Here is a 26,005-nt window from a genome sequence, read left to right on the forward strand (position 1 = left end):
CGCCGGTTGATCCTCCCGCCGCCTGCATCCGCGTGCGGGAGTCCTTTCCGTCACCCGGCCGGGCCTGCCCCGAAGTCACAAGCTCGCGCTGAGGAGTGTCAGCCCGCTGGAGACGGCGCGGATTTCGACGCGGCGGATGTCGGCGACCCGGACAGCGGTGGTAGCCGTCGGCGTGGCCGGTGTCCCTGGCGTTGCCGTCCAGGTGGCCACCTGCGTGATAACACCCCTGGCGTCGACAACCACCAATCCGTACTCCTCCCGGGCGCGGGGACCGCCGGGTCCCGCCTGCGAGGCGACGTCCGCCGGGGAAGGCGTGTACGTGCACTCCCAGTCGATCCGCGTTCCCCACGGCTGTCCGGTGAGGGTTCCCTTCGCAACCAGCGTGCTCTCGGCTACGGGGGTGAAGTTGAGGGCTGTTGCCGACGCCGCCTGCGTCTGCACTGCCGGCGGCGCCGGGGCGGTAACCGCAACTGTGACCGCCCCCGACGCGGCAGCCGCGCCCAGCACTAGTCCGGCAACGGCAAGTCGCGCGCGCCGGCGCCCTTGCTGCGTCCTTTTCGCCAGCGCGGGGAGGAACCCCTGAGCCGGCTTTTCGCTGTCAGTCTGCCCGAGGGCTTGTGCCTCTTCGGGTGACAGAGCAGCCAGAAGCGACGGCAGTCCGGCGAGTTCGGCCACGGCGGCCCGGCATCCCGCGCAACCGGACAGGTGTTCCTCGAACTCATGACGCTCCGAGGGCACCAAGGATCCCAGCACATACGCGGCATCCCAGCTGCGGTACTCATCAATGCCACTGTGGTTCATCGAGTCACGCCTCCCTCCTGCAGCGCCAGCCGCAACGCCTTTAATGCGTAATGCAACCGCGACTTCACGGTTCCCTCCGCCAGTTGGAGGCTTTGCGCGATTTCGGCTGTTGTCTCGCGTCGATAGTAGGAGTGGATGATGACGGCCCGGTGCTCGGGGGACAGTCCGGCCAGGGCATCCGCCACGAGCCACCCATCCAGGATCCTGTCGACCTTGTCCGCTTCTGGAATGTCCGGAAGCTGGTCGGTTCGGGCTTCGTGGCGTCTGCGGGCGCTGCGCCGGTCATCGATGACAAGATTTCGGGCGACCGTGTAGAGCCACGCCCGCACCGCCGCCTCCGGGCGTTGCAGGATCGCCGGGTGTTGCCAGGCGCGGATCAGCGTCTCCTGCACGACGTCGTCGGCCAGCGTGCTGTCGCTGGTCATTCGCATGACGAATCGCCACAGCGCCGGGCCGTACGCCTCGTGCAGCGTACGCAGCAGCACGGCCTCCTGATCGGACATTTCGGCCTCCTGGCATGTACTACGACGCCGGCGCGCTAAAGGTTCACCGGCCCCGATTTGGCCTGAAAATCCGGGCCGCGTTGAACCTCCGGGCTGCCGGGCCCGTTCTAGGGACAGCCCGGCTGAACACGGCCGGCCTTCCCCCAGGAGTGCACCATGAAGTTTTCCCGCCCGGCGTATGCCGCCGCCGCGCTGGGCATGACCCTGTTGCTCGGCGCCTGCTTCGCCGGACACACGGCATCGCCGGCACCCGCCCCCGCCCCCGCCACGGTCACACCAGTGCCTGCGACCGGGAGCGCATCACCACTGCCCACGGACCCTGCAAGCCTTGATCCCGCTCCGCCTCCGGCCGTTGCACCGGCCGCCCCGGCCCCGGTGGTCCCGCCGCCGGCTCCAGTACTCCCTCCACCGGCCCCGGCGGTCCGGCCGCCCGCACCCGCGCCGCGACGCGTCGTTCCGCCAGCTGCCCCGGCCCCGCGGCCCATGGTTCCGCCGCCCGCCCGGACACCCGGCGGGAACGACCATGATGCCGATAACAACGGAGGACCGGACGACGGTGACGGCAATAGGTAGCACCAATGGTCCGCTTCGCCCGCGCCCAAGGACGCGGTTCCTTGCCGGGCTGCTGGGGGCCGCGGTGATGGTCGCCAGCGGTTGCAGTTCCGCGCCTGGCAACGGGATGCCGGCTGCATCTCCGTCCGGCACAACGCCGTTCGCCTGGTTCCGCGCCGGACCGGCACCGGAAGGGTGGCAGTCCATGGAACTCCCGGACGCAACCGCAGTCCTGTCCATCCCGCCCGATGCAGCACCTTCGCCGGGCGACCCCGGCAGCGTATCGGCAACGGTCACCGGGCCTAACGGCGAGCTCAGGATCTATCTCAACGCCACGCCGCAACAGGGCGACGAGTCACAGTCCAACTGGCCCGATTTTCGCCTCGCCCATCTCACAGGCGAGAACGCGGCATCCGCAGACCGGGTCTCGTACCGTGCCGGAATGCCGTTCCGGGGCGGCCTCGGGTCATGCGTCGAGGACACGTATGTCACCCGCGTTGGTGCGCACAGGTACCGGGAAATAGCTTGCCTCGTTGCAGGATCCCGCGGCAGCAGTGTTGTGGTGGCTGCCGCACCTGCTGCTTCCTGGGACCTCTACAGCCCCGTGCTGGAGCAGGCTGTGGACGCCTATGTCTCCGAGTAGGCACGCGTCCGCCGGGGTGCGGCCCCTCTCACCGGACGGCCCCCTCAACGGACGATGGGGGGGCACTTGGTTGGATTAGGCAGCGCGAACACGCGAGACTGGAACATCTCGAACGCGAAAGTGGGCACCACATGATCAATCTCAAGCAGGACGCTGAGGGCTTCATCCGCATGAACCGGCATTTCCCCGAAACGGCGCTCATCAGCATCACGTTCAATGACGGCTCAGAGCAGGTCTACTCCGGGCGCCGGCTCAACGGCATCTACGACGAGGCCCTGGCCGTCTACCGCGCACAGAACCACTTGGACGCCAAGGGATACTCGCGCGCACCGAAAAGGACGGTGCACCCCGCGAACAAGATCGAGTTTGTTCCGGTCCATGCCGGAATGGCCCCGTAGCGGCAGACTCCCGCGTGCGGGCAGTCCCCCGGGGGCCGCGACTGCTCCGGCCGCCCGTGTCAGACGACGCCGATAGCGCCCCCGTGCGCCGGCCGTCGAAGGGCCCTGGCGCGGATACGGAGGTCGTTATCGTGCACCCGCCTGTCCACACCCGGCACCGTCGTGGAGGCCGGCCTGGGCCGCGGTGCTGCCGGAACGTCGGGCGCGCCGGACGGGCACAAGTCACTGATCAGCCCCATGCCGGCGTACTCCCGCACTGCGGTGATGCCGGCGACGGCGGCGGGTTTGTCCACAAAGGCCGTGGAGACGGCAAGCACTGCGCCGTCCGGGCCTCTGAGCCGGAACCTGAAGCAGGCATCGACGTCAACAAATAGTTCAAATGTGCCTGCCATGATGATCCTCCCGATTGGCGGGCTCCCCTTCCGGACATCGTTGCCACAGAGCGGATGGGAAAGCTTCGCTGCTGCCCGCTGGTTTGGTCCTTCTGGCTGAACAGGTAACGTCAGCCCGTTTTAAAAGTCTCGCTGCAGCCTTGGAACGCTCACAAGGTCGGGTACGTAAATCCTAGGTAAATAGGAGTCAACCGCGCCGCGCGGCCTCCGGCGCAGGGCCGGCGGAATGCCCCTAGAGTGGCGGCCAATGGTCACGGCAGTAGGCCACACGGGTGGCCACCGCCGACGCTGGCGGGATCACCCGGTCCCAGGACGGGACGACGTCGTCATTCCCTCCTGACGGCTCCGTTGCCGCTGCGCGGCTCGCGTCGCCGGAAAACCCGGCCATGGCTAGATCGTTGGACAACGTACCCCCCGGTTTCTTGGCTGGAGGCGCACCGGCTCGCATTACGGACCGCCATGCGCCTCACGTCACCCTATCGGCGGGGACAGACGCCGAAACAGGGACTTATGACCGTATCCGGGAACGCAACCGACGCCTAGGCCACAGGACTGGACAGCTTCAGCCGGACACAAAACCGCCTCAAATCCGGCGTCGAATCATCCCAAGTCCCTCCCCGGAGGTCCGGCCGCGCGGCGGACGACATCGGAAGTGTTTCATCCATTGGAATTGGATGTCGTTCCATCAGGGAATCCGAGGCAGTGTTGTGGACAGACCGCGGTCCACTGACAGGAAAGAAGGAAGCGATGTCCCTCAGCGTTGAGGAAATGAACAAGCAGCTCCCGGCGGCCAATGTGCTGCCAGGGGAAGCCGTGCCGTATTACATGGCCTCCGGCGAGGGCGCCCGCTATGAGATCAACGGCCAGCTCGTCACAGTCATCGCCCGCGCGGCGGACACCGGCGGGATCTTCAGCGCCGCCTACATTTCCGGTGGCATGGGCGCCGAATCGCCCTTTGTGAGCCACGCGGTGGAGCACAAGACCCTGTATGTCTTTGACGGAATCCTGCACGTCTGGCTGCCCGGCGAAAGCCGCATCCTGACGCCCGGGGACTCCGTGGTGATCCCGCCGGGAACGCCGCACGCGTACCGGATGGCCAGCCACTACACCCGGTTCCTGAACTGGATGACCCCCGGCGGTGCAGAGGCATACTACGAACGCGTCGGCACGCCCATTGATTCGCACGTCCCACCGGTCACGGCCGGCCGCAGGCTCAGCCTGCGCGAGTGTGCCGAGGTGGGCGCCGAATTCGGCATCACGTTCCCCGACGTCGAGCGGGTGGCACCGTCCTTCCGGCAGGACGCCGGACTCCCGGCCGCCCAGAGCCCCTACTTCCTCAGCGCCGGAGAAGGCGAGCGCATGGTGAGTTACCAGACCATGTTCACGTACCTGTCCCGGCCGGCGAATACAGGATCGAACTACTTTGCCGTCCACACCAAGGGCGCCAAGTCTCCCTATATTCCGCTGCATTTCCACGAACAGCACACGGAAAACTTCCTCTGCACCGAGGGCCGGATGTGGATCTACGCCAACGGTCGCGAGGTCCTGCTCACCAAGGGCGATTTCCTCCACGCTCCCGCGGGAACCATCCACTCCTTCGCGTTCGATTCCCACAACACCCAGATGGTCGGGTTCCTCACCCCGTCGGTCTTCAACGGCTTCTTCGAGTACTTCAACAAGCCCACCGAGGACTACATGTACACCGAGGGCGGCGAACCCTACATGGACATGGAGGGCTTCGGACGGGCCCAGGCCGAGATGGACCTGACCGTGGTGGGTCCCCCGCCCCAGCGCCGCGCAGCGCTGGACATCTGACCGCCGGAGATCACAACGTACGACGGCGGCGGGATGCGGTTCACGCTGCGGAGCGTAAACGGCAAGGCCCGGACTTCCTAAGGAAGTCCGGGCCTTGCCGTATCTGGCGGACTGGCCGCACGAGCCTGGTTGTCAGCCAGCCGGCGGCCGTGCCGGAACGTACATTTCCGTCAGCGGGGGCGCGATGTTTCCGGCACAGCCGCCCGGTCCGCGACCCGGAGCGCCTGGCCGACCAATGCGCGTCCGTAGTCGTTGCCGTTCGGCGTCCGCATGACGGTGTGCATGTGGAACGGAGCCGGGGTGTCGTTGCTGAGGAAGACTCCTGTGTGGTGGTCCAGTTCCATGATCAGCACGGGGCTTTGCAGGCGGAAGTAGAAGGCGTCCTCCGCCTCCCAGCCGCCGATCCAGCAGAACCATGTCTCGTCCCAGTGGGCCACGATCTCCCGCCGGCGGGCCATCCGCGGCCCGTCCGGGAGGAGCGCGATGAAGTCTTCCACGAGCTCGTCCAGGATCGTGCGGGCCGCGGCCGGCATCGCGCTGACCGGGATTCCCTCGTAGGGGATCACGCGGTTGTCCTGGAAGCAACCGGCCAGGTGCCGTTCGTCCCCGGGGTGCAGGCGGCCCTCGGGCATGGCCGGGTCCTGCATGTGTGCGAAGACTGTGGCTTTGTCCTGCAGGGGCCGTGGCAGAGACGCCATGAGCCGCCGCGCCAGGGCGATCCGCTCCTTGAAGACCTTCACGCCCCGGTGCGGGCCGGCGTCGATGCTGTCCGGTTCCGCGCCAAGGAACACTGGCGAGACCACCAGCTGGGTCCCTGCCACAAGAACGTTGAGCGCCACGTGGTGGCCGAAGAGCTGCCAGCCCCACGGCGCCGTCTCCGACGGTTCCCCGTACAGGGCGAAGTTGTAGCTGTACTCGTTCATGAGCCCCGGCAGCTCCACGAGCTCGCCGAGGAACCCGTTGATCCGCATGAGGTTCCGCACGAGCTCGAGCCCTGCCGGGCTGAGGCTCACTTGCAGGACCGCCAGGATCAGCTCGCGCACGTCCAGGTCCAGCTCGTCCAGCCGCAGTCCCGTGTCGTGCTGCATGAACTCCGGGTTGGCCCAGCTTTGCCATTCGTGGGCGTCCACGTCATAACAAAGCTGACCGGCCTGGTCCGGCGTGAGGGTCTCCAGCAGCTTCCTCGCCGCCGCCACCATCGCGGCCAAGGGCGCTTCCTCCCCCGCCGCCGCAGGCTTGAGCGGGTACAGCCCGGGACGGACGACGCCGTCGCTGGTCACCCCCGTGAACGGCTGCGGATAGAGGATCTCCCAGCCCCGGATCATGGGCCCGGCGAAGGAGTCGGTCTTCGCCGCCTCGGCATAGCCGCGGGCATCAAGGCCCCGGATCTGCGCCACCCGCGGGTGGTCGGGCGGGTAGAGATAGTCACGGAAGGACGGCTCGGACACGCGAACTCCTGTCTGGGTCTTGGGAAGGTGTTGCCAGCGGCCAGCCCGCGGCCACGCCAATGGCTGCGGCGGCCCCTGCCGGGTCGGTCCCCCGCCAGGCGATGTGCTGGTCCGGCCGGACCAGCACCGCGTCGGCCTGCCAGTGCGTGGACATGGCGGTCCCGAGCTGGTCGGGGCCGACGGCGACGACGGCCAGTGGAATGCCGCGCACCGCGGCGGCAGCCAGGACTGCTGCGTAGGCCTGCCCGGCCGTGCGGCCGCCCAGGCTTTCGCGGTCCACGAGGAGGGTGAAGCCCGGATCCAGCAGGTCATACAGCGATGTCGTCGCATCGAGCCAGGCATGCGGGAGCAGCGCTCCCGGACTCGCGGAGGGGACATAGGCGACGGGGTCCTCGGCGGGGACCGGCAGGCCGTCCGGAACCACCAACGGCGAGGAGCCGTAGCCGTAGCCCAGTACCAGTCCGAGCGAGTCGAACTCACTTTGCTTGACGGCCAGCGCGTTCCTGGCCGTGTGCCGGGCCGCTGCGCCCTCCGCACCTTCCAGGCCCAGGGCCGGGTCCGCGAAGTGGTACGCGAGCGCCTGCCCGTTGGCCGCGGCGTCCCGGATGGTCCGGGCCGCCACGGGACGCCGCTCCAGCTCGTAGCTGCCCGGGAGGGCGGGGCCGGCCCACCCGTCGAGGACGGCGGCGATCTTCCAGGCCAGGTTGGCGGCGTCGCCGATGCACGTGTTGAAGCCGTGGCCGCCCCACGGCGGGTTCAGGTGCGCCGCATCGCCGACCAGGAACACACCGTCGTGCCCGTACCCCGGGGCGAGCAGCATGCGCGCGGTCCACGGATCGGTGGCGATGATCTCGACGTCGACGTCGGTCCCCACGAGGGAGCGGACCAGGCTTCCGGCGTCGGAGGATGCGCTGCCGTCAACGCCCTGGATGATCGCCCACCAGGTGCTCCCGAGGTCCAGCCGTCCCACCATGCCCGACACGTCCGGGCCCAGGACCCAGTACTGGACCGCCGGATCGAGCGCGATCACGGCGGCGAGGTTCTCGGAGCGGAACAGGACACTGATGTTGGAGAGCTCGGCGGAACCGCCGTCCAGGTGGATGTTCAGGCGTCGGCGCACGGTGGAGGAACCGCCGTCGGCCGCGGCGACGAAGCTGCAGTCGATGGCCCTGCGCCGCCTCGTCGCGTCGGACACCGCCACGCGCGAGCCGAAACGCCGCGGGCCGAAATTCCGGGTTCCGTTGCCCTGGTTGATGTCGATGTCCTCAACGCTCAGGCCGGTCAGCAGCGTGATGAGCGGGGATTCGGCGACCGCTTCCCGGAGCACGGCTTCCATGACGGGCTGCGGGACCTGCTGGCCGCATTCCGGCTGGGGGCCGTAGCGGCCCGGGGTCAGCTGGAACGCCTGGCGGAACCGGGTAATTTCGTGACCGGTGAGGGCCGAGCAGAAGATGACGTCCTGGGCGTACCCGACGGGCAGCGGGGCGGCATTGCGGAGTTTATCTGCCAGCCCGAGCCGGCGCAGGTGGGTCATGGTCCGTGCGTTGGTGGTCTTGGCCCGCGGCCTGTCGGGGTCGATGCCGATCCGCGGCTCGATCACGACACTTGCGATGCCACGGTGCGCCAGGTCCAAGGCGAGGAACAGCCCACTGGGTCCCGCGCCGGCGATCAGCACAGGCGTCTGCTCCGGCAGGTCAGCCAGGGCCGCGTTGTCGACGGCGGTCATCAGGCCCGTGCCCGCAGTGAGGGGCCGCCCACGGGTGTAGTCAGCGTTCCCAGCGTGTCGATCTCGACCTCAACGGTGTCGCCGGGCTGCAGGAGCCACGGCGGGGTGCGTACGTAGCCCACGCCCTCCGGGGTCCCGGTGGCGATGACGTCTCCCGGATGCAGGGTGAACGTCTGGCTGATCAGCGCGATGATGGCCGGCACGGAAAAGATCATGTCCCGGGTGTTGCCGTTTTGGACTTCGGCGCCGTTCACCCGGGTCCGGACCTGGAGGCCCTCGCGGAGGTCTCCGGCCTCGTCACGGCTGACCAGCGGTCCGAGGGGCCCGCTGAAGTCGCCGTTCTTGCCCAGGGTCCACTGCGAAGTGAGCTTCTGGGCACGGCGCGCGGTGAGGTCATTGAACGTGGAGTAGCCGAAGACGGCCTCCGCGGCCGTGGCCTCGTCGGCGCATTCCACCCGGTGGCCGACGTAGGCGGCCACCTCACCTTCCCAGTCCAGTCCGGCTTCGCCCGAGGGGACGGGGACCGGTACGTTTCCAACCGAAAGAGACGCCGTCCAGCGCCCGAACAGCGTGGGGTAGGGAGGAAGTTCCTGGTCTTTGTAGCTGCCTTCCGCGGCGTGGGCCTTGTAGTTCAGGCCGACACAGATCACCCTGGCTGAGGCCGGCACCAGCGGGACCTCGGTGACGTTGCCGCGCTCAAGCGAGCCGCCGGACCCCAGCGCACCAGCAGTTAAGGAGAGCGCTTTTTCCTGCCAGCCGGCGGCATCCGCCCAGAAGTCCTGAACGGTAGCCAGCGGAAAGACCCGCGAATCCGCCAGGGCAGCGACCCATGCCGCGCCGTCGTGGGTTATGCCTATGTACTGCATGTGGAGGGCCTTTCGGGTTCCGCCCGGACGGGCGCGGTGATGGAAATGGTGACTTGTAAAAATCGGCACGGCAAAGCTGCGCGGGTCGGGCCGAAGCCTGCACAGCGCGGCGACGCGGGGACAGTGGTGTCAGGGAACGTGCGACTGGCGGAGGAAGAAGTCCACCGTGGCGTCCATGGCTTTCTCCGCGGCCGCCTGGCTGTGATCGGTCAGGATCCACATGTGGTCCGCGGCCTCGATCAGGAGGAGTTCGACGTCGGCGCCGGCGGCTTCCAGCGCCGCCGCGAGGGATGTGGACTGGGCCGCGGGCACGAAGCGGTCTGCGGTCCCGTGGACCAGGAGGAACGGCGGCGCCGCCGGTGACACGTAGCTCACGGGGCTGGCGGCCGCGGCTTTGCCGGGAGCCTCGGCCAGGACCGCACCGATGAGCAGTTCCTCGCGGGACCCGGGGTCGTCGGCGCGGGCGACAGCGTTGGGCAGGCTTTGTTCGCCCATCCGGGGCAGGTCCGAGGGAGCGTACCAGGCGGCCACGGCTGCGACCTCGCCGGGAGTGTCGCCGTCGGCGCCTGCTGGGGCGTCTCCGGGGGCGAGTCCCACGAGGCTCGCCAGATGTCCGCCCGCGGAGTCGCCCCAGGCGTAGATCCGGCCCGGATCCACGCTGTAGTCCTGCGCATGGTCTCGGAGCCAGTGCACGGCGGCCTTTGCGTCTTCCAGCTGCGCCGGGAACTGTGCGGTCGTGCTGAGCCGGTAGTCGGCCGAGACCACGACAAACCCCGCATCCGTGAGCCGCCGGAACGGGCTGAAGCCGAAGCCGTCCAGCACCGGGCCGAGCGAGGACCGCTCCCCCGCCCGCCAGCCGCCGCCGTGGAAGTGCACGATGGCCGGGAAGCCTTTCCCGGTGTGTTCTGCGGAGGGCAGATAGACGTCCAGCAGCAAAGGTTCGGAGCCTTCGGGGCAGGCGAACTCGATCCCCTTCAGGACCTGTTCTACTGTCATCTTCGGCTCCTTCTGCTGCTTGTCGGCGTCTCTCGATGTTCCGGCGTCTTCATCAAGGGTGTCTGATGCCCGTCTGCCCCGGCACCAGGCATTTCAATCATTGGAACGGCTTTGCCTGTATGAGTGCCGTCGCCAGGAACGCGAGGCCGTCCTGCACGATCCGGAGCCCCGCGGAGTGGTTCAGGTACCCATGGATGGCTCCTGCCTCGAGGCGGAAATCGACGTCGGTTCCGGCCTGCCGGAGACCGGCCGCGAACGCTTCGGCCGAGTAGCGCAGGTCGTCGTATTCGCAGGCGATGATCGCCGCGGGCGGCAACCCGGAGGGGTCCGCGTTCCCGGGCATGGCATAGGACGATGCCATGGCGACGGGTCCGCCGATGTAGTTCTCCACCAACGCGCGGCAGTCATCCGGCGTGAACCGCAGGAGCCGCGGGAGTCTCTCGAGCACGTCCGCGGTGCCGTCGGCTCCGGCCATGCCCCCGGGCGCGGGCAGTTCGGCGTGCAGGAACGGGTACGCGAGGAGCAGCCGGGCCGGCATCGGCAGTCCGGCGTCTTTGAGGTAGAGCGTGGCGCCCACGGCGAGGTTGCCGCCGGCACTGGCGCCGCCCAGGCACACCCGGCCGGCGTCCGCGCCGAGCTCTGCGGCGTGCTCCACGGTCCAGAGCCAGGCGGTGAGGACGTCCTCGTGCGGTACGGGGAAGTGCACGCCGTCGCGGGCAAGCCGGTAGTCCACCGAGATCACCGCGCCGCCGCTCCCGGCGGCGACTTCCCTGGCCAGCTGGTCGGCTTCACGCATGTCGAGCCCGCCGGCGGCAAATCCGCCGCCGTGCATCCAGACGAGTGCTGGAGCGTCGGCACGGACCGGGGCGCCCCCGTAGATCCTGAGCGGGACGGGCCCGTTTGGTCCGCGGGCCTCAACGTCCCGGACGCGGACGTCGGGCGCCTCATAGGGCAGGCTGCCGGCGCTGAAAGCCTCGAGCCGGTCCGGGCCGCCGGGTTGGGCCAGGAGCTCGGTGAACGAACCCGCGCCGGCCAGGTGATGGAGCGCGCCGGCGAGGTCCGGATCCAGGCTCATGGCCGGCGCCCCGCCATAGGCCCAGCGCCGGGCAGCGGAACCCGCGCGCCGGCGGCGTCTCCGAAGGCGGCGTCTCCCGCGGCCGGCAGGGACAGTCCGTGGCCGTAGCGGAAGACGGGGTCTTCGGTATCGAAGGGCATGTCCTCCCGCGAGGCCTCCACGGCAGCCATGGACCGCGGGAGGTCAAAGGGCAGCCGGCCCTCCGGCACGGCACGCCCGGTGATGATGTCCGCGAGTGCGTCGGCGTCGGATCCGTAGTTGGCCAGCAGGGCCGCGGCGTGTTCGGCGAGTTCGGGCAGGACGGCGGGCCGTTCGAGGTTGATGTCGATCACCGTGGGGACAGCCTGGCAGATGGCGGTGACACGCTCGATCTCCTCCGGTGCGAAGGCCAGGTTGCCGCAGTGGAAGAAGGATTCGAAGCCCTCGCCTCGCACTTCGAACGGGGTGCGGAGCCGGAGAATCGCGAGGTCCGCGGCCTCCGGCGTCGGGACGGCGATGAAGCCCGGCCCCAGGTCCCCGGCCGTGAGGCCTTCGAGGTAGACCCTCGCCCCTTCGGTCAGCGGCAGGGTCGGGACGCCGTCGACGTCCTTGTTGGTGAGGAGTGTGTACGAGCGGCGCTGCATGGCCCGCCCGGCCGCCCGGAATTGCGGGGTTCCCACCGAGGTGTCGGCGGCGGCCGCGTCCACCAGGGGATTCTCGAACAGCCCCAGGAGGAATTTCTCCTCCAGCAGCTTGCGGACGGAGACGTCCAGCCGGTCCTCGCTGAGCTTCCCGGCCCGGACAGCGCCGGTCATGAGTTCAACGCAGCTTTCGCCGCCGATCTGGTCCACACCGGCGTCCAGCGCCTTAAGCAGCCGCTCCTCGGGGGTCAAATGTTCCACGCCCCATGCCCGGGCCGGGAAGACCCTGCCGAAAATGTCCCCGTCGGTGAGGATGCCCCAGTCCGAGCACACGATGCCGCCGAAGCCGAGCTCTTCCCGCAGGAGTTCCGTGAGGATGCGCTTGTTGAAGGCGAAGCCCACTTCCTCGTATTCGGTCCCGACCGGCATGCCGTAGTAGGGCATGACCTGGCGCGTGCCGGCGTCGACGGCTGCCCGGAAGGGCAGCAGGTGGTAGTCGAAGTTGCCGCCGGGATAGACCTGTTCGCGGCCGTAGCTGAAGTGCGGGTCCTCCCCGTTAAGCTGGGGGCCGCCCCCGGGGAAGTGCTTGGTCATGGTGGACACGGACTCCGCCCCGAACGTCTCGCCTTGGAAGCCGCGGACGTAGGCGCCCACCAGGTCCGCGGCGAGCTCGGCGCTCTCGCCGAACGTGGCGGCACCGCGGGACCAGCGCGGTTCGGTGAAGACGTCAACCTGGGGGTGCAGCGCGGCCCGGATGCCGACCGCGCGGTACTCCTGCCGGGCGACATCGGCAAACTCCTCCACGGCGTCAGGGTCCCCGACGGCAGCGAAGCCGAGCGCTTCGGGCCACTGGGAGAACGGGCCGGCCAGAGCCCCGGTGCCCGGGTTGTCCGTGTAGGCGTGGCGCGGGTCGGTGGAGAGTGTGACCGGGATGCCCCAGCCGGTTTCCGCGGCGATCCGTTGGATGCTGTTGTGCCATTCGGCGAGTTCCCGGGCCTGGGTAGCGGCGCCAATGATGTTGAAGTGGTTGATCCGGCGCTCGCGGATCAACTCCTCGGCCGGGCCTGTGCCGAGTGCGAACGGGAGCGCGCCGTGAAACATCAGGCCCGCCTTGTCCTCGAGCGAGAGCCGGGACAGGAGGTCCTGGACGCGTTGCCCGACGGGCAGGGCGGCGTCCTGGTAAGGGTAGCGGGTGGTGGCGGGGGTCATGGCTGGCTCAATTCGTTGGAGAGGAAAGTGACGGCGGCGTCCAGGATGCTGTCGATCCGGTCTTCCGCGCCGAAGAAGCAGTGGTCTGCGCCGTCGACGACGACGACCTCGTTGCGGACGCCCGCGGCATCAAGCGCCTGCGAGAGGATCACGCTCTGGGACAAGGGCACGAGAGCGTCGCTGTCGCCGTGGATCAGCAGGAACGGCGGCGCGTCTGCGCTGACGTGGCCCAGCGGGCTGGCGGCCTCCAGCAGCTCCGGGTCGCCGGAGCCGCCAACGAGCATGGGCCCCGGTTCCAGGCTCATCCCGGCCGGTACGGCGGCAACCATGGGGCCGGCAAGGAGGCCGTCCGGGAGCTGCATCGGGGGCATGAGGGGCAGCGAAGATACCCCATAGAAGTCCACGACGGCGGAGACCGCGCTGGAGGGCCCCTGCGCCCCGATCCTGCCTTCGAGGTCTTCCCGGCCGCCGGTCAGGCCCAGCAGCGCCGCCAGGTGGCCGCCCGCCGATTCGCCCCAGGCGCCGATCCGGTCCGGATCGATCCCCAACTCCCGGGCGTGTGCGCGGAGGTAGCGCACCGCCGCTTTCAGGTCATGCAGCTGGGCCGGGAAGGCTGCTTCGAGGGCCAACCGGTAGTCGACGGTCGCACAGGCGATCCCTGCCGCGTTGAGCCGGGAGAAGACCGAATTCACGGGGAACGTGGGCGGCAGCTCACGCCGGTCGCCCAGCTGGAAGGCGCCCCCGTGAACCCAGAGCACCAGCGGCACCGGACTCTTGCCCTTGCCCCCGTGCCCGCCGGTTCGCGGAAGCCAGATGTCCATGGTCAGCGGACGGAAACCGATAGTCCTGACGTAGCTGACTTCCCGGTGCACGTCGGAGATCGCGGACACTTGGACGGCCGGGCCCGGGCCATCGAAGGCAGGGAAGGCGGGACCCGCGGCTCCGGCCCGGGGTGCCGCTCCGGCCGGGGGTACCGGAGCGTCGGGGCTTCCTGCCATTTCGCTTACTGCGGTTTCAGTAGTGGTCATGCTGCGCTCCTAATGAGGTCGGGGTGGTTCACGGCTGCATACCGCGTTCAGTTATGGGCGGGGACGGTCACTGGCGGGAACGGGCGCTGCCGGGCTGGTGGATGCTGCGAGGGTGACGGACACAGCGAGGGGTCCGGACAGCGCGGCCGGCGCGGCCCCGGCGTGTTCGGCCGGCGCGATCCTGAAGGTGGTCGCCTCGTCGCACCAGCCGCGTCCGGCGTTCCAGTGCTGGAAGGTCCGCCCGGGCAGCGTCACCGTGATCTCCCGGCGTTCCCCGGCCGGGATGAGGGCCGTCGCGAAGCCGGCCAGCCAGAAGTCAGGGCGTTCCACGGCCGATTCCGGGGCGTCGGCGTAGATCTGGGCCAGATATTTTCCGGCCCGGGACCCGGTGTTGCGGACGGTCAGCACGGCCTGGAGGTCGTCCCCGGGCGCCGGTGCCCCGAGCAGCCTGAACCCGTCCACCGCGAACGTGGTGTAGCCGAGGCCGTGGCCCAGCCAGTACGCCGGGGCGGCGGGCTGCCCGGTTTGACTGGCGTGCGTGGCTTGTCGGGCCCAGCCGCGGTATCCGACATGCAGCCTCTCCGTGTACTCGAGCCGACCGTGCCGCGGGCGGGTGTCCCGGACTGGAGCGTCAGCCAGCGCGGCCGGCCATGTGGTCGGCAGGTGCCCGCCGGGTTCGGTGTCGCCGAACAGCACGTCGGCCAGGGCGTTGCCGAATTCCATGCCCGGGAACCAGACCAGCAGAACGGCGGCGGCGTCGTTGCGCCAGGGCATTTCGACGGGGGCACCGGCGTTGACCACCACCACCGTGCGCGGGTTGGCCGCGATGACGGCGCGGACCAGGTCATCCTGCCGGCCCGGCAGCGCAAGGGATGTCCGGTCGAAGCCCTCGCTTTCGACGGCGCCGGAGGTCCCCACCATGACGACGGCGACGTCCGCGGCACCTGCTGCGGCAGCGGCCTTGACAATCTCGAGGTCGGCCGGCTCGCGGGGTTCGTCGACGGCCAGCCCCACGCGGAACAGGGTGGCATCCGGATGCCAGGTGTAATGCAGCGTGAGCCGCACCGGCTCCCCCGCCGCCAGTTCGACGTCGGCGGCTTCCTCCGGCGCGCCGATCAGCACGGCCTCGATGTCCGCGTAGCGGTGGCGCGAATCCGCGGCCGCCACGCTCTCCCCGTTGACCTCCAGGGTGGCGTGCCCAATAGCTTTGAAACCCAGCTTCCAAAGGCCGGAAACCTGCGGGGTGAAGATTGTTTCGATGTCGACGGCGGTGGCGCCGTCAGGGATGGCCCCGGCGCCCCGGGTGAGGGTGGTGCGGGGACCGTATTCCTCCGCGAGGGTGCCGGCGGCTCCCCGCCAGGTTAGCCGGACGCGCCGTTGCCCCGAGCCCGGCGCCTGGCCCGGCGCGTGACATTCGGCGTCGCGGGGTTCGCGAAGGCCGTCGGAGAGCCAGGCACCCTGGACCGTGGTGAGCTGAGCGCCGTCGCCGAGCCGGGCACGCAGGCCGGCGGCGGGCGCTACCGTGTAGGACGGGAACACCGATGCGCTGCCGCCGCCCTGGGTCCGGGGGTCCATGGCCGCCGGGCCGATTACGGCGAGGGACGTGATGTCCCGGGGTGCGAGCGGAAGGATGCGGTCGTGGTTTTCCAGGAGCACGAATCCTGCCGCCGCGGCCTCGCGTGCGACGGCGGCTCCGGCTTCAGGTCCGGCCTTGGGTTCCGCCGGTTCCTGCCGGCGGCCCTCCTCCACGCGACGGCCCAACGCGAGCAGCCGGCGCACTTTCCCGTCGATCACGGCCTCGGGGACCAGCCCGGACGCGTTGGCTTTCACCAGCGGGTCGCCCCACAGTTCTTCCGGACCGGGCATGGCGAGGTCCGTGGCGGACAGGGCCGAGTCCACGGTGGAGTACACCGCATGCCAGTCGGACACCACAGCGCCGTCGAATCCCCACTCGGTCTTGAGCGGGTTCTCTGTGAGGGGATTTTCGGTCATGGGCTTGCCGTTGACGCCGTTGTAGGCCGCCATGATCATCCACGGCCGGGCCTGTTTGACCACCCGTTCAAACGGTGCGAGGTACACCTCATGCAGGGTCCGTTCGTCGATCAGGTTGTTGACGGTCATCCGTTCGGTCTCCGCCTCGTTGGCGACGAAGTGCTTGGGGCAGGCACCAATGCCCTGGCCCTGGATTCCGTCGACATACGCGGCTGCCAGTTCACCGGTGAGGAGCGGGTCCTCGGACAGGCATTCGAAGTTACGGCCGGCCAAAGGGGATCGGTGCAGGTTCATGGTGGGTCCGAGCACCACGTCCACCTCCTGCCGCCGTGCCTCGGCGGCCAGCAGCCTGCCCACCCGGGCCATCAGCCGCCGGTCCCAGGAGGACGCCAGGCATGTGGCTGACGGCAGGTTCACCGAGCCGGCGGCCTCGCTGTCGCGGTGGCCCCGGACCCCCACGGGTCCGTCGGACACGGCGATCTTCGGGAGGCCGAGGCGCGGCTCGGCCTGGGTGAACCACAGCCCGGAGCCGCTCAGAAGCCGGATCTTCTCAGCCACCGGAAGGGTGCGGATCGCGTCGTCGACGTCGGCGTCAAAGCTCGTGGAGGTCATTCTTTGGTGCTCCTGATCGTGGGGTGTCTTCAATTGCCAGCCTGTTTTCCCGCCGGCGGGGTGGATAGCGGACTTACGAAACGACGGCCGCTGCCTACACCGCGGCGGACGTCAGTCGGTGCGCGCCGGCACCCACGGTGCGGGAGTTCCGTCCCGGCAGCCGGATCTCCGCCTCCACTCCGTCAGGGATCATCGCGTCGAGTTCCAGCGCGCCGTCCGCCGACGTCCGCCACTCGACAGCGATGGTGCCGTGCGGGCTGCGGAGGCTGGTCTTGGCCCAGTCGATGCCGCCTCCCGGCACGGGCGCGATCAGCACCTTGGAGTAGCCGGGGGCCAGGGGCCGGATACCGCCCACGTACTTGTGCAGCCAATCGGCGACGGCACCGAGCGCGTAGTGGTTGAAGCTCGTCATCTCGCCGGGGTTGATGGTGCCGTCCGGCAGCATGGAATCCCACCGCTCCCAGACGGTGGTGGCTCCCATGGTCACCGGGTACAGCCACGACGGGCACTCCCGTTCCAGCAGGAGCCCGTAGGCCTCCTCGATGTGTCCGGTATCGGCCAGGGCGCCGGTGATAAACGGGGTTCCAGCGAAGCCCGTGGAGACGCGGTACTGGTTGTTCCGCACCAGTTCGGCGAGGCGGGTGCCGGCAAAGTCCCGCTGCTGGCTGGTCTGCAGGACGTCGAAGGCGATGGCCAGGGCGTAGGCGGTGGTGCAGTCGCTACGGATGGTGCCGTCGGCGGCAACGTAGTGGGTGTTGAAGGCCGCTTTGACCCGTTCGGCGAGGCGGCCGAACGCGGCGGCGTCGGCGTCGTGCCCCAAGAGCGCAGCCGTAGCCGCAGTGATGGACGCCGTGCGGTAGAGGCATGCGGTGGCGACGACGCCGGTGTCCGCCTTCGCGGCCCACGGCTGGTCCGGCGCGGCGTCCGGGTCCAGCCAGTCGCCGAACTGGAAGCCTTCATCCCAGAGTCCGGCGGGCGATAGCAGGCCTTCCACCCGGCGTGTGTGAGAAGCCATCGAGCCATACTGGTCCTTGAGCACGGTGTCATCGCCATAGGCCTCCCACAGCGCCCAGGGCACCCACACGGACGCATCGCTCCAGATGGCCGAGGATTCCGGTGCCGGGAATTCCGGCGGCTGGGGGCAGTACTTCAGCGCGTCCGGCACTGTAATGGGAACGAGCCCGCCGGCGGCCTTTTGTTCTGCGGCCAGGTCCAGCAGCCAGTCCTGCAGGAATCCCTTGACGTCGTAGAGGAAGGCGGCCGTCGGGGCGAATACGGCGATATCTCCGGTCCAGCCGAGCCGTTCGTCGCGCTGCGGGCAGTCGGTGGGGAGGTCCAGGAAGTTTCCCTTCAGGCCCCAGACGATGTTGTGGTGCAGCTGGTTCACCAGCGGGTTGGAGCACTCGAAACGGCCGGTGCGTTCAAGCGCGGAGTGCACCGCCACGGCCTCAAGGGACGCCGCGGTCAGCTCGCCGGGCCAGCCGGTGACCTCCGCGTAGCGGAACCCGTGGAAGGTCCTGCTCGGTTCGAAGAAGTCCTGGCCGCCGGAGAGGATGAAGGTGTCGGTGGCCGCGGCCGAGCGCAACGGCCGGGTCCCCAGTTCGCCGTCTTCCAGTACTTCGGCGTGCCGCACTGTGATGGTGGCGCCGGCCTCGCCCTGGACGGTGAAGCGCAGCCAGCCCACCAGGTTCTGGCCAAAGTCCACCAGTGTCTTGCCGCCCGGTGAGGTGAAGATCTCCACCGGTTTAAGGACCTCGTTGCGCACCACCGGCGGCCCGACGGGGTCTGCCAGGCGGTCGGCGTCGAACTCCAGCTCGTGGACCCCAACCCAGGTGCCTGCCCACGCGCCGGCCGGCGCAGCGGCGCCGGTGTCGAACCCCGGCCGGGCCCAGCCCTCCGGTTCCTGCCGAGCGTCAATCGCCTGTCCGTCGTAGAGGTCGTTGGCCGTGGTCCCGGACGGCCCCGCCTGCCAGGACGGGTCCGAGGCAATCGTCTGGACGTGGCCATCGGCGAATTCGATGTCCAACTGACCGAAGAACCCCAGCTCATCGCCGTACAGACCCGATTTGCCGTGCCAGGCCAGGCGGCCGCGGTACCAGCCATTGCCAAGCGCAACGCCGATCACCGTGTCGGGTTCCACGAGCGCGGTGACGTCGTAGCTGCGGTAGCGCAGGCGCCATTCATAGGAGCTCCAGCCGGGGCTGAGAACGTCATCGCCGACCGGGACGCCATTGATCTGTGCCTCGTAGATTCCGAAGGCGGTGGCCCGCAGCTGCGCGGTCACCACGGGGCCGTGGCCCTCGTCGAGCCGGAATTCCTTGCGCAGGAGGGGTGCGCCGTCGAAGTCTTGATCGGCGGCGATCATCGTGGCGGACCAGGGTGCCGGGGTCATGTGGTTTCTTCCGTTCTTGTGCTGGTTTTCGTGGGAGGGGCTGAGGGGTGACGCGGGTGGCGCGGCCTCAGGATTCGCGGGCGGCTCAGGCGTAGTGGCAGGCGACGGCGGACGCGCCCACCGTCCGCAGGACGGGGCGTTCGGTGCGGCACAGGTCCGTTGCCAGCGGGCACCGCTGGCTGAAGGGGCAGCCGCCGGGCGCGGCGGCCGCGGCTGCCGCGGTCCGGACACCGAGCGCTTCCCGTTTTTGCCGTCGTTCGGCCTGTTCTGCCGGGCGGGGCACGGGCGAGGCCGCCACCAGCGCCTGGGTGAAGGGGTGGTGGGGGGACTCCGTGACGGCGGCAGCGGGCCCGCTTTCCATGACCTGGCCGCGGTAGAGAACCACGACGCGCTGGGCGAGGAACTGGACCACGGAGATATCGTGCGCGATGAAGAGGTAGCTCAGTCCCCGTTCGTCCCGGAGGTCGGCAAGAAGGTTCAGCACTTGGGCCTGGGTCGAGAGGTCTAGCGCGCTGACCGCTTCGTCGCACACTACGAGCCTCGGTTCGCAGATCAGTGCCCGGGCGACGGCGATCCGCTGCCGCTGGCCGCCGGAAAACTGACCGGGATAGCGGTCCACGGCCTCGCGGGGAAGTCCCACCCGCACCAGCATGTCCTCGGCGCGCTGCCGTGCTTCCCCGGCGGCCACGCCACGGATCCGCAGCGGCTCGGCAAGCGACGCGCCGATGGTCTGCCGGGGGTTGAGCGAGGAGTTCGGGTCCTGGAACACGGCCCTCAGCTCCCCGCCAAGTTCGCGGCGCCGTGCCGCGCTGGCATGGGTGACGTCTGTTCCGTTGTACCGGATCGAACCCCCGCTGCACTTCTCCAGCCCCAGAATGGCCTTGCCGATCGTGGACTTGCCGGAGCCTGACTCCCCCACCAGGCCCACGGTTTCCCCGGGCCGGATGCTGAAGCTCACGCCGTCCACCGCCGCCGGCGCGGCGGCCGCCTTCCGGCCCCGGCCGTAACGGACCACCAGGTCCGCCACGTCCAGGAGCGGCTGACCGGGAGCCGGTACCGTTTCGTCCTGCCGTGCTGCCGTTTCGACGCTCATGCCTTATCCCTCTCAACATTGTCCCTCGAACGCATGTCCCCCGAAGGAATGTCCCCCGACGGAATGTCCCCCGAACGAACGTCCAGTACGCGGTGGCCCGGTACATCGGTGGCCACCCATTCCAGGCCCTCGACGGCCAGTTCATCGGCCTTGACGCAGCGCACCACGCCGTCGTCGGAGCCGGAAGGCACCAGCGGAACCGGCGCCACGCAGGCTGATCCGGCAAACTGGCACCGCGCCATGAACCGGCAGCCGCCCGGCCAGTCCTTGGGCTGCGGGACCTGGCCGTTGATGGTGGCGAGGCGTTCGGGCATGTCCGCGGCGGTGTTGGCGTGCGGGTCGGCGGCCAGCAGCGCCAGGGTGTATGGGTGGCGCGGGTTGTCGAGGATGTTGGCGGTCCGGCCGCTTTCCACCACCTGGCCTGCGTACATGACCGCAACGGTGTCGCAGATGTCCGCGACCACGCCGAGGTCGTGGGTCACCATCACCACGGACAGGCCGGTGTCTTTCACCAGGGTCCGCAGCAGCGAGAGGATCTCCGCCTGTACCGTCACGTCAAGGGCGGTGGTGGGTTCGTCCGCCACAAGCAGCCTGGGCCGTCCGGACAGGGCCAGGGCAATGGCCACGCGCTGTGCCATGCCCCCGGAGATCTGGTGCGGGTAGGTCCTGAGGATGCGTGCGGCGTCCACGATGCCCACCTTTTCGAGCAGGCCCAGGGCTTCGGCCCGGGCTTCGGCTTTCCCGATGCCGCGCAGGCGCCGGACGGTGGAGACGAGCTGGTAGCCCACTGTGAACATGGGGTCCAGTGCCCGCATGGGTTCCTGGGAGATCAGCGCGATGTCCCGCCCCCGGACACCCTCCATCACGCCTTCCGGGGCGCCGGCAAGGTTCCGGCCGTCCCACAGGATCTGGCCGCCGGTGACGGCTACGCCGGAGGGCAACAGGCCGAGCAGGGACAACGCCGTCATCGTCTTGCCGCAGCCCGATTCGCCCACGAGTCCCAGCACGGTCCCCTGCCCGACGTCGAAGGAGACGTCCGTGACCAGCGGGGTGCCGCCGTCGACCCCTACCGAGAGTCCGCGGACGCTCAGGCGGCCTGAAGGAGACGGAACAGCCGGGGCTTCCGGTGAAGCGACGGCGGACGCAGCGGCCCGGCGTCGGCGCTCCGCGGCGGACGGCAGGTGCGAGGCGGATGCATTCGGCGATTTGCCCAGGGCGTTGCCGATCGCGTTGGCCGCGAGGACCGTCAGGGCCAGGACCGCGCCGGTGGGGACCATGAGCCACGGGGCGTCGTAGACGTGCTGGGATGCGCCCTGAATCATGCCGCCCCAGCTGGGCTGCGGGATGGGCGGACCAAACCCGATGAAGGCCAGGCCGGCCTGGATGAGCATGCCCACCGCGAAGATGAGGGCGGACTGGACCACGATCGTGTTGCTCAGGCCCGGCAGCACGTGGCGCATACTGATGCCGAGGGCGCTGACACCGTCCACTTTGGCGGCGTCGACATAGAGCTGGGACTGCAGGGCGGTGGCCTGTCCCAGCATCACGCGGTAGATGCCTGCCGAGATGAGGACGCCCAGGATCGCCATGATGACGGGAATGTTCGTACCCACAGCTCCGATGACCGCAAGGATGATGACCGTTCCGGGCAGGGACATCATGATTTCGGTGGCACGGCTGATCACTCCTTCCGTCCGCACTCCCGCGGCGGCCACCATCGCCAGGATGGTCCCGAGCCCGACACCGACAATCACCGTGATGAGCGATGTCCCCAGGGTGCCGGCGGCCGCGGCGCAAATGCGGCTGAGCAGGTCCCGTCCGAGTTCGTCGGTGCCCAGCCAGTGGGCGGCCGTGGGACCGGACAGGACGGCGGTGAAATCCTGGTCTTCAGTCTTGTACGGCAGCCACCACGGGGCGGTGAGGGAGGCAACCACGAGGGCGACCAGCCAGGTGATGCCTGCCACGGCACCGGGCGAGGCAACCAACCGGCGGGCGGACAAGCGGCGTGAAAACAGGCCGGCGAACGCGGTCCTGGGACGGCGCCCCGGCCGAGCTCCGGCGGTGGTGTCGGTGACTGCGTTTGTAGCTGTATCTTCCGCGTCTGCGGCGACGGGAGCGGGGGCAACGGAAGGGATCATGAGGCACGCAACTTCGGATCGAGAAACTTGGTGGCGAGTTCCAGCACCAGGTTCACGGCCACCACCACAACGGTGGCGACCACCACCACACCCTGAACTGACGGGGCATCGTGGTTGCTGACGGAGGTCTGGACTGCCTGGCCGAGGCCCGGCATGGCGAACAACTGCTCGGCGATCACGGAACCGCCGAACAGTCCGATGAACTGCAGGGCGATACCGGCCACAATCGGCAGGCTGGCGTAGCGCAGGGCGTGGACGTACAGGATTTTCCACGTGGGAGTGGCCGTTGCCCGGAGGGTCCGGATGTGTTCCTGCTGCAGGGCCTCCAGCATGGATGCCCTGGTCTGGCGGGCGATGAAGGCCGCACCGCCCACGGCGAGCGTGATCACCGGCAGGGCCAGGGACAGGGCCCAGTCCTGGGGTGAAATCTCGAAGGGGACGTAACCGGTGGCCGGAAAGACCGAGGACTGAACGGCGAAGAGGTACACAAAGATGATGCCGATCCAGAAGGCTGGCAGCGCCACGGCCAGGCCGCAGACGGCGCCGACGATCCGGTCGACCATCCCGCCGCGCACGGCGGCCGTCACGCCGAGGGCGATTCCGAGCACAGCGCTCAGGAGCGTGGCTCCGGCGGCCAGGACCGCCGTCACCGGCAGCCTGTTAGCGAGGTCGGCGCTCACTGACCGGCCGTCGATCAGGGACACTCCGAAGTCTCCCTGGGCTGCGCTGCCGAGCCACCGAAAGAACTGGGCCGGAAGCGGATCGGACCAGCCGAGCTTCTCGTTGACCCGATTAATGGCCTCCTGGGACGCGCCGGCGCCGAGGGACACGGCTCCCGGGCTGCCCGGCATTGCATGCACCAGCAGGAACGCCAGGACCGCAACCAGCAGCACGGTGGCCAGCGCCATCAGCAGGCGCTTTGCGACGTAAATCGCCATGATGACCTCCATCGGTCGGGGCCGCCGGACGGCCTTCGCCTGCAAGGTGAAGGCCGTCCGGCAGGGTGGGTGATCAGTTGGCCGGTGCGTAGGACGAGAGCAGCGGGTAGGCGTTCGTGCCGGCGAACTCGACCTGCTTGATCTTCTTGGTGTTGTAGCCCTGGTTGGTGAGGGCCTCATAGAGCGGGATCATCCAGCCGGATTCCACGAGCCGGGTGTTCAGCTTGGTCAGCGCAGCCTTTTGCGCGGCGTCGTCCTTCGCAGCGGCAGCCTCACCGGTGGCGGCGCTGAGCTGGTCGTCCGTGGCCTTCTGGACGTTGGTGAAACCGCTCAGGATCGCGCCGTACATCAGGCCCACCGGGTTGTCCCAGCTCAGCGGCGCGTAGCCCAGCGGAGTGGTGGCGACGGCGGCAAACGCCTCGTCGGTGGACGTCGCCATCTTGACCTGCATGGTGATGCCGACGGCGGCAAGATCCTTCTGGACGGCCTGGAGGTCGGTCTGCGTGGTGGCGCTCGCAACGATGGTGAATTCGAAGCCGTTGGCGTAGCCCGCCTCGGCCAGCAGGCTCTTGGCTTTGGCGGGGTCGTACGCGAACTGCGTGTTCAGCGCCGCCGTGAAGCCGGCCGAATCCTTGGGCAGCGCGTTCCACGCCGCGATGTCGCCCTTGTGCAGGGCATCGACGAGGGCCTGCCGGTTGATGGCGTACTGGAATGCCTGGCGGACTTTTTCGCTCGCGAAGGCCAGCGACGTCTTGCCGGTCTTATCGAAGGAGATCATGGTGTTCACCGTGCCGCCGATCTGGGAGACACCCACGCCCTTGGACTTGGCGAAGTCAACTGTCGGCGAAGTCAGCTGGGCGACGTCCACCTGACCGGAAACGAGGGCATTGGCGCGGGCCTGCGGATCCTGGATGACGCTGAAAACGATCTTGCTGTAGGGGTATTTCGCGGCGTCGGCGCTCTTGTCGTTCTTCTGCAGGACGTATTTGTTGCCCTTCACGGTGGAGGCGTCCAGGGTGTACGGGCCGGAGCCGTCCGGCTTGGCGGCGAGGCTTGCCGTGTCAGCGGCCCCGGACTTGCCGACGATCATGCCCAGGGTGGAGGCCAGGTTCTTCTCGAAGCCCGGCTGCGCCTTGGCAAATGTCAGGGACACCTGGGTGGGGCTGACGACGTCCACGGACGTGACTTCCTGGGCGCCGCCCTTGGCGATGGCCGAGTACGCCGAGAGCGCGGGATCCGTGCGGCGGTCGAAGTTGGCCTTCACCAGCGCGGCGTCCAGTGTGGACCCGTCCGTAAACGTCACGCCCTGCTTGAGCGTCAGGGTCAGTACGGTGTTGTCGGCGTTGTAGCTGAAGCCGGTTGCCAGCCCCGGACCAACAGAGCCGTCCGCCTGGAGGGTCATGAGGTTGTCGTAGAGGCCTTCAAAGAACTGCCGCTGGGCGTCGGAGACCCGCAACGGGTCGAAACCGAAGGACGCACTGTCACTCTCGACGCCGATCGTCAGGGTGCTCTTGTCCACGGCGGAGGCCGCCTGGCCGGAGCCGCCGCAGGCAGTCACGGAGCTGAGCAGCAGGACACCGGCCAGAACGGCCGCGCTCCGTCGGGCGGTGGGGTTCAGAAGTTTCATGTAGTGCGCCTTCGCATTCTCTCTAAAACAACGGGATAGTCGACATCTGGTGTGGGGGCCCGGCGTAGTGCGGACCCGCCCAACGTTGGCGGTCCGCCGGCTGTGCCTCCGGGCCGTTCCGTCAGATGTGCTCGGGTGGACCGGCTCCATCAAGAGTCGTCGGCAGAAGCAAGGCCGTCACATGTGAATTTCATTGGTTGAAACACTATTGTGGTGAGCGTCACTGGCGACGAAGAAGGAACGATGACGAATGACGGCACCCGCGGACAGGTTAACGACCGCTGAAAAACCCGCCGCTGCGCGCGGCAAGCGCCCCAAGCAGGGCGAGCCGGTGATCGACCGGGCCCTCAGCCTGCTCGCTGTCTTCACGGACCGCCGTCGGGCGCTGACCTTGTCCGAGCTGGCGCGCTACGCCGACATGCCCGCCCCCACGGCGCTGCGCCTCATCGCCCGCCTGGTCGCCTGGGGCGCTTTGGAACGGCTCGATGACGGCCGCTACGTCGTGGGCGTCCGGCTGTGGGAAATAGCGTCCCTCTCCCCCAGGGGCCATGGCATCCGCGAAATCGCACTGCCCTACCTGGAGGACCTCTTTTCCGTGACCCGGCATCATGTGCTGCTGGCCGTGCTGGACAGGAACGAGGCCGTCCTGATCGAGCGGCTCTCCTCCAAGCAGGCCACGGAAGTGGCCTACCGGGTGGGCGGCCGGCTCCCCCTCCGCTCTACCGCCGTCGGTCTGGTGTTGATGGCCGGCGCGGACGCCGCATTCCAGGAAAAGATCCTGAAGGAGCCGGCAGAGACCGAACCGGGCGTCGCCGCCATGCCGGAAGGCCAGCTGCGCCGCACCCTCTCCGACGTCCACCGGACCGGCATTGCCATGATCCGCCGCTCCGCGCCGTCGCTGACCGTTTCCGTGGCCGCCCCCGTCTTTGATGCCCAGGGCGCCGTGGTGGCCGCACTGTCCATCGTGGTTCCGGACGGGACCACCCCGCCAAATGTCCTGGCTCCGGCCGTGATGGCCACCGCCCGGGCGGTATCTCGAAACCTTGGATTCCGGACGGCCCTGGCCGACGACGTCCGCACCTTGTCCGAGGGCTGAACCGACATCCCCGGCCTTCCAACCATTGGAAGTGCCGGTGCGGCG

General features: G+C 68.9%; 20 protein-coding genes. 4 read left to right on the forward strand and 16 right to left on the reverse strand.

The window, feature by feature from the left end; translation table 11 throughout:
* Positions 1 to 75: 75 nt before the first annotated feature.
* Positions 76 to 801 (reverse strand): anti-sigma factor family protein, encoded by a 726-nt coding sequence (locus C9424_RS05070; protein WP_116765810.1) that lies wholly within the window; start codon positions 799 to 801, stop codon positions 76 to 78.
* Entirely contained in the window at positions 798 to 1,304 is a 507-nt protein-coding gene (locus tag C9424_RS05075; protein WP_116765811.1) for a sigma-70 family RNA polymerase sigma factor, read from the reverse strand. Before C9424_RS05075 ends, C9424_RS05070 begins: the two co-directional genes overlap by 4 nt.
* A 757-nt stretch (positions 1,305 to 2,061) precedes the next feature.
* Here C9424_RS05075 and C9424_RS05085 point away from each other — a divergent pair.
* Together C9424_RS05085 and C9424_RS05090 are read left to right on the forward strand one after the other, a co-directional pair.
* Positions 2,062 to 2,499 carry a hypothetical protein gene (locus C9424_RS05085; RefSeq protein ID WP_133247477.1) on the forward strand — a complete coding sequence of 146 codons (438 nt, stop codon included), beginning with the start codon at positions 2,062 to 2,064 and terminating at the stop codon, positions 2,497 to 2,499.
* Between the two features lie 131 nt (positions 2,500 to 2,630).
* Positions 2,631 to 2,897, forward strand: a complete 267-nt coding sequence (locus C9424_RS05090; protein WP_116765813.1) for a hypothetical protein — start codon at positions 2,631 to 2,633, stop codon at positions 2,895 to 2,897.
* Between the two features lie 59 nt (positions 2,898 to 2,956).
* Here the strand turns inward: C9424_RS05090 and C9424_RS05095 are convergent, their stop codons facing one another.
* Positions 2,957 to 3,289, reverse strand: coding sequence for a YegP family protein (locus tag C9424_RS05095; RefSeq protein WP_091248071.1), 333 nt, complete (start codon positions 3,287 to 3,289; stop codon positions 2,957 to 2,959).
* A gap of 747 nt (positions 3,290 to 4,036) precedes the next feature.
* On the opposite strand from C9424_RS05095, the gene C9424_RS05100 reads away from it, so the two are divergent.
* Positions 4,037 to 5,104: a quercetin 2,3-dioxygenase gene (locus tag C9424_RS05100; RefSeq protein ID WP_116765814.1), complete on the forward strand. Its 1,068-nt coding sequence runs from the start codon at positions 4,037 to 4,039 to the stop codon at positions 5,102 to 5,104.
* Between the two features lie 170 nt (positions 5,105 to 5,274).
* Here the strand turns inward: C9424_RS05100 and C9424_RS05105 are convergent, their stop codons facing one another.
* The 13 genes from C9424_RS05105 to C9424_RS05165 form a co-directional block, all read right to left on the reverse strand.
* On the reverse strand, positions 5,275 to 6,552 hold the full coding sequence (locus tag C9424_RS05105) for a DUF3500 domain-containing protein (protein WP_116765815.1): 1,278 nt from the start codon (positions 6,550 to 6,552) through the stop codon (positions 5,275 to 5,277).
* Complete coding sequence (locus C9424_RS05110) at positions 6,530 to 8,278, reverse strand: FAD-dependent monooxygenase (protein ID WP_116765816.1); 1,749 nt, start codon at positions 8,276 to 8,278, stop codon at positions 6,530 to 6,532. Before C9424_RS05110 ends, C9424_RS05105 begins: the two co-directional genes overlap by 23 nt.
* The gene (locus tag C9424_RS05115) at positions 8,278 to 9,144 is read right to left on the reverse strand and encodes a fumarylacetoacetate hydrolase family protein (RefSeq protein WP_116765817.1); all 867 of its coding nucleotides are present in this window, start codon (positions 9,142 to 9,144) and stop codon (positions 8,278 to 8,280) included. The genes C9424_RS05110 and C9424_RS05115 overlap by 1 nt, the downstream gene beginning before the upstream one ends.
* A gap of 129 nt (positions 9,145 to 9,273) precedes the next feature.
* Entirely contained in the window at positions 9,274 to 10,140 is an 867-nt protein-coding gene (locus C9424_RS05120; RefSeq protein ID WP_116765818.1) for an alpha/beta hydrolase, read from the reverse strand.
* A 97-nt stretch (positions 10,141 to 10,237) separates the two neighbouring features.
* Positions 10,238 to 11,215, reverse strand: a complete 978-nt coding sequence (locus tag C9424_RS05125; protein ID WP_116765819.1) for an alpha/beta hydrolase — start codon at positions 11,213 to 11,215, stop codon at positions 10,238 to 10,240.
* Positions 11,212 to 13,044 (reverse strand): glycoside hydrolase family 3 protein, encoded by a 1,833-nt coding sequence (locus tag C9424_RS05130; RefSeq protein WP_237563297.1) that lies wholly within the window; start codon positions 13,042 to 13,044, stop codon positions 11,212 to 11,214. The genes C9424_RS05125 and C9424_RS05130 overlap by 4 nt, the downstream gene beginning before the upstream one ends.
* Positions 13,041 to 14,072, reverse strand: a complete 1,032-nt coding sequence (locus C9424_RS05135) for an alpha/beta hydrolase (protein WP_116765820.1) — start codon at positions 14,070 to 14,072, stop codon at positions 13,041 to 13,043. Before C9424_RS05135 ends, C9424_RS05130 begins: the two co-directional genes overlap by 4 nt.
* Before the next feature lie 51 nt (positions 14,073 to 14,123).
* Positions 14,124 to 16,676 carry a beta-glucosidase family protein gene (locus C9424_RS05140; protein WP_116765821.1) on the reverse strand — a complete coding sequence of 851 codons (2,553 nt, stop codon included), beginning with the start codon at positions 16,674 to 16,676 and terminating at the stop codon, positions 14,124 to 14,126.
* A gap of 94 nt (positions 16,677 to 16,770) precedes the next feature.
* Positions 16,771 to 19,068: an alpha-L-rhamnosidase gene (locus C9424_RS05145; protein ID WP_116765822.1), complete on the reverse strand. Its 2,298-nt coding sequence runs from the start codon at positions 19,066 to 19,068 to the stop codon at positions 16,771 to 16,773.
* A gap of 85 nt (positions 19,069 to 19,153) precedes the next feature.
* The gene (locus C9424_RS05150) at positions 19,154 to 20,161 is read right to left on the reverse strand and encodes an oligopeptide/dipeptide ABC transporter ATP-binding protein (protein ID WP_116765823.1); all 1,008 of its coding nucleotides are present in this window, start codon (positions 20,159 to 20,161) and stop codon (positions 19,154 to 19,156) included.
* Entirely contained in the window at positions 20,158 to 22,299 is a 2,142-nt protein-coding gene (locus C9424_RS05155; protein ID WP_116765824.1) for a dipeptide/oligopeptide/nickel ABC transporter permease/ATP-binding protein, read from the reverse strand. The genes C9424_RS05150 and C9424_RS05155 overlap by 4 nt, the downstream gene beginning before the upstream one ends.
* Positions 22,296 to 23,249, reverse strand: a complete 954-nt coding sequence (locus C9424_RS05160) for an ABC transporter permease (RefSeq protein ID WP_116765825.1) — start codon at positions 23,247 to 23,249, stop codon at positions 22,296 to 22,298. The genes C9424_RS05155 and C9424_RS05160 overlap by 4 nt, the downstream gene beginning before the upstream one ends.
* A 61-nt stretch (positions 23,250 to 23,310) precedes the next feature.
* On the reverse strand, positions 23,311 to 24,864 hold the full coding sequence (locus C9424_RS05165; RefSeq protein WP_116765826.1) for an ABC transporter substrate-binding protein: 1,554 nt from the start codon (positions 24,862 to 24,864) through the stop codon (positions 23,311 to 23,313).
* A 250-nt stretch (positions 24,865 to 25,114) separates the two neighbouring features.
* Between C9424_RS05165 and C9424_RS05170 the strand changes: the two genes are divergently transcribed.
* The gene (locus C9424_RS05170) at positions 25,115 to 25,960 is read left to right on the forward strand and encodes an IclR family transcriptional regulator (RefSeq protein WP_116765827.1); all 846 of its coding nucleotides are present in this window, start codon (positions 25,115 to 25,117) and stop codon (positions 25,958 to 25,960) included.
* The last annotated feature ends 45 nt before the right edge of the window (positions 25,961 to 26,005 follow it).

This window comes from Arthrobacter sp. H-02-3, assembly GCF_003097355.1.
In the GTDB taxonomy this organism is placed as follows: Bacteria; Actinomycetota; Actinomycetes; order Actinomycetales; family Micrococcaceae; genus Arthrobacter; species Arthrobacter humicola.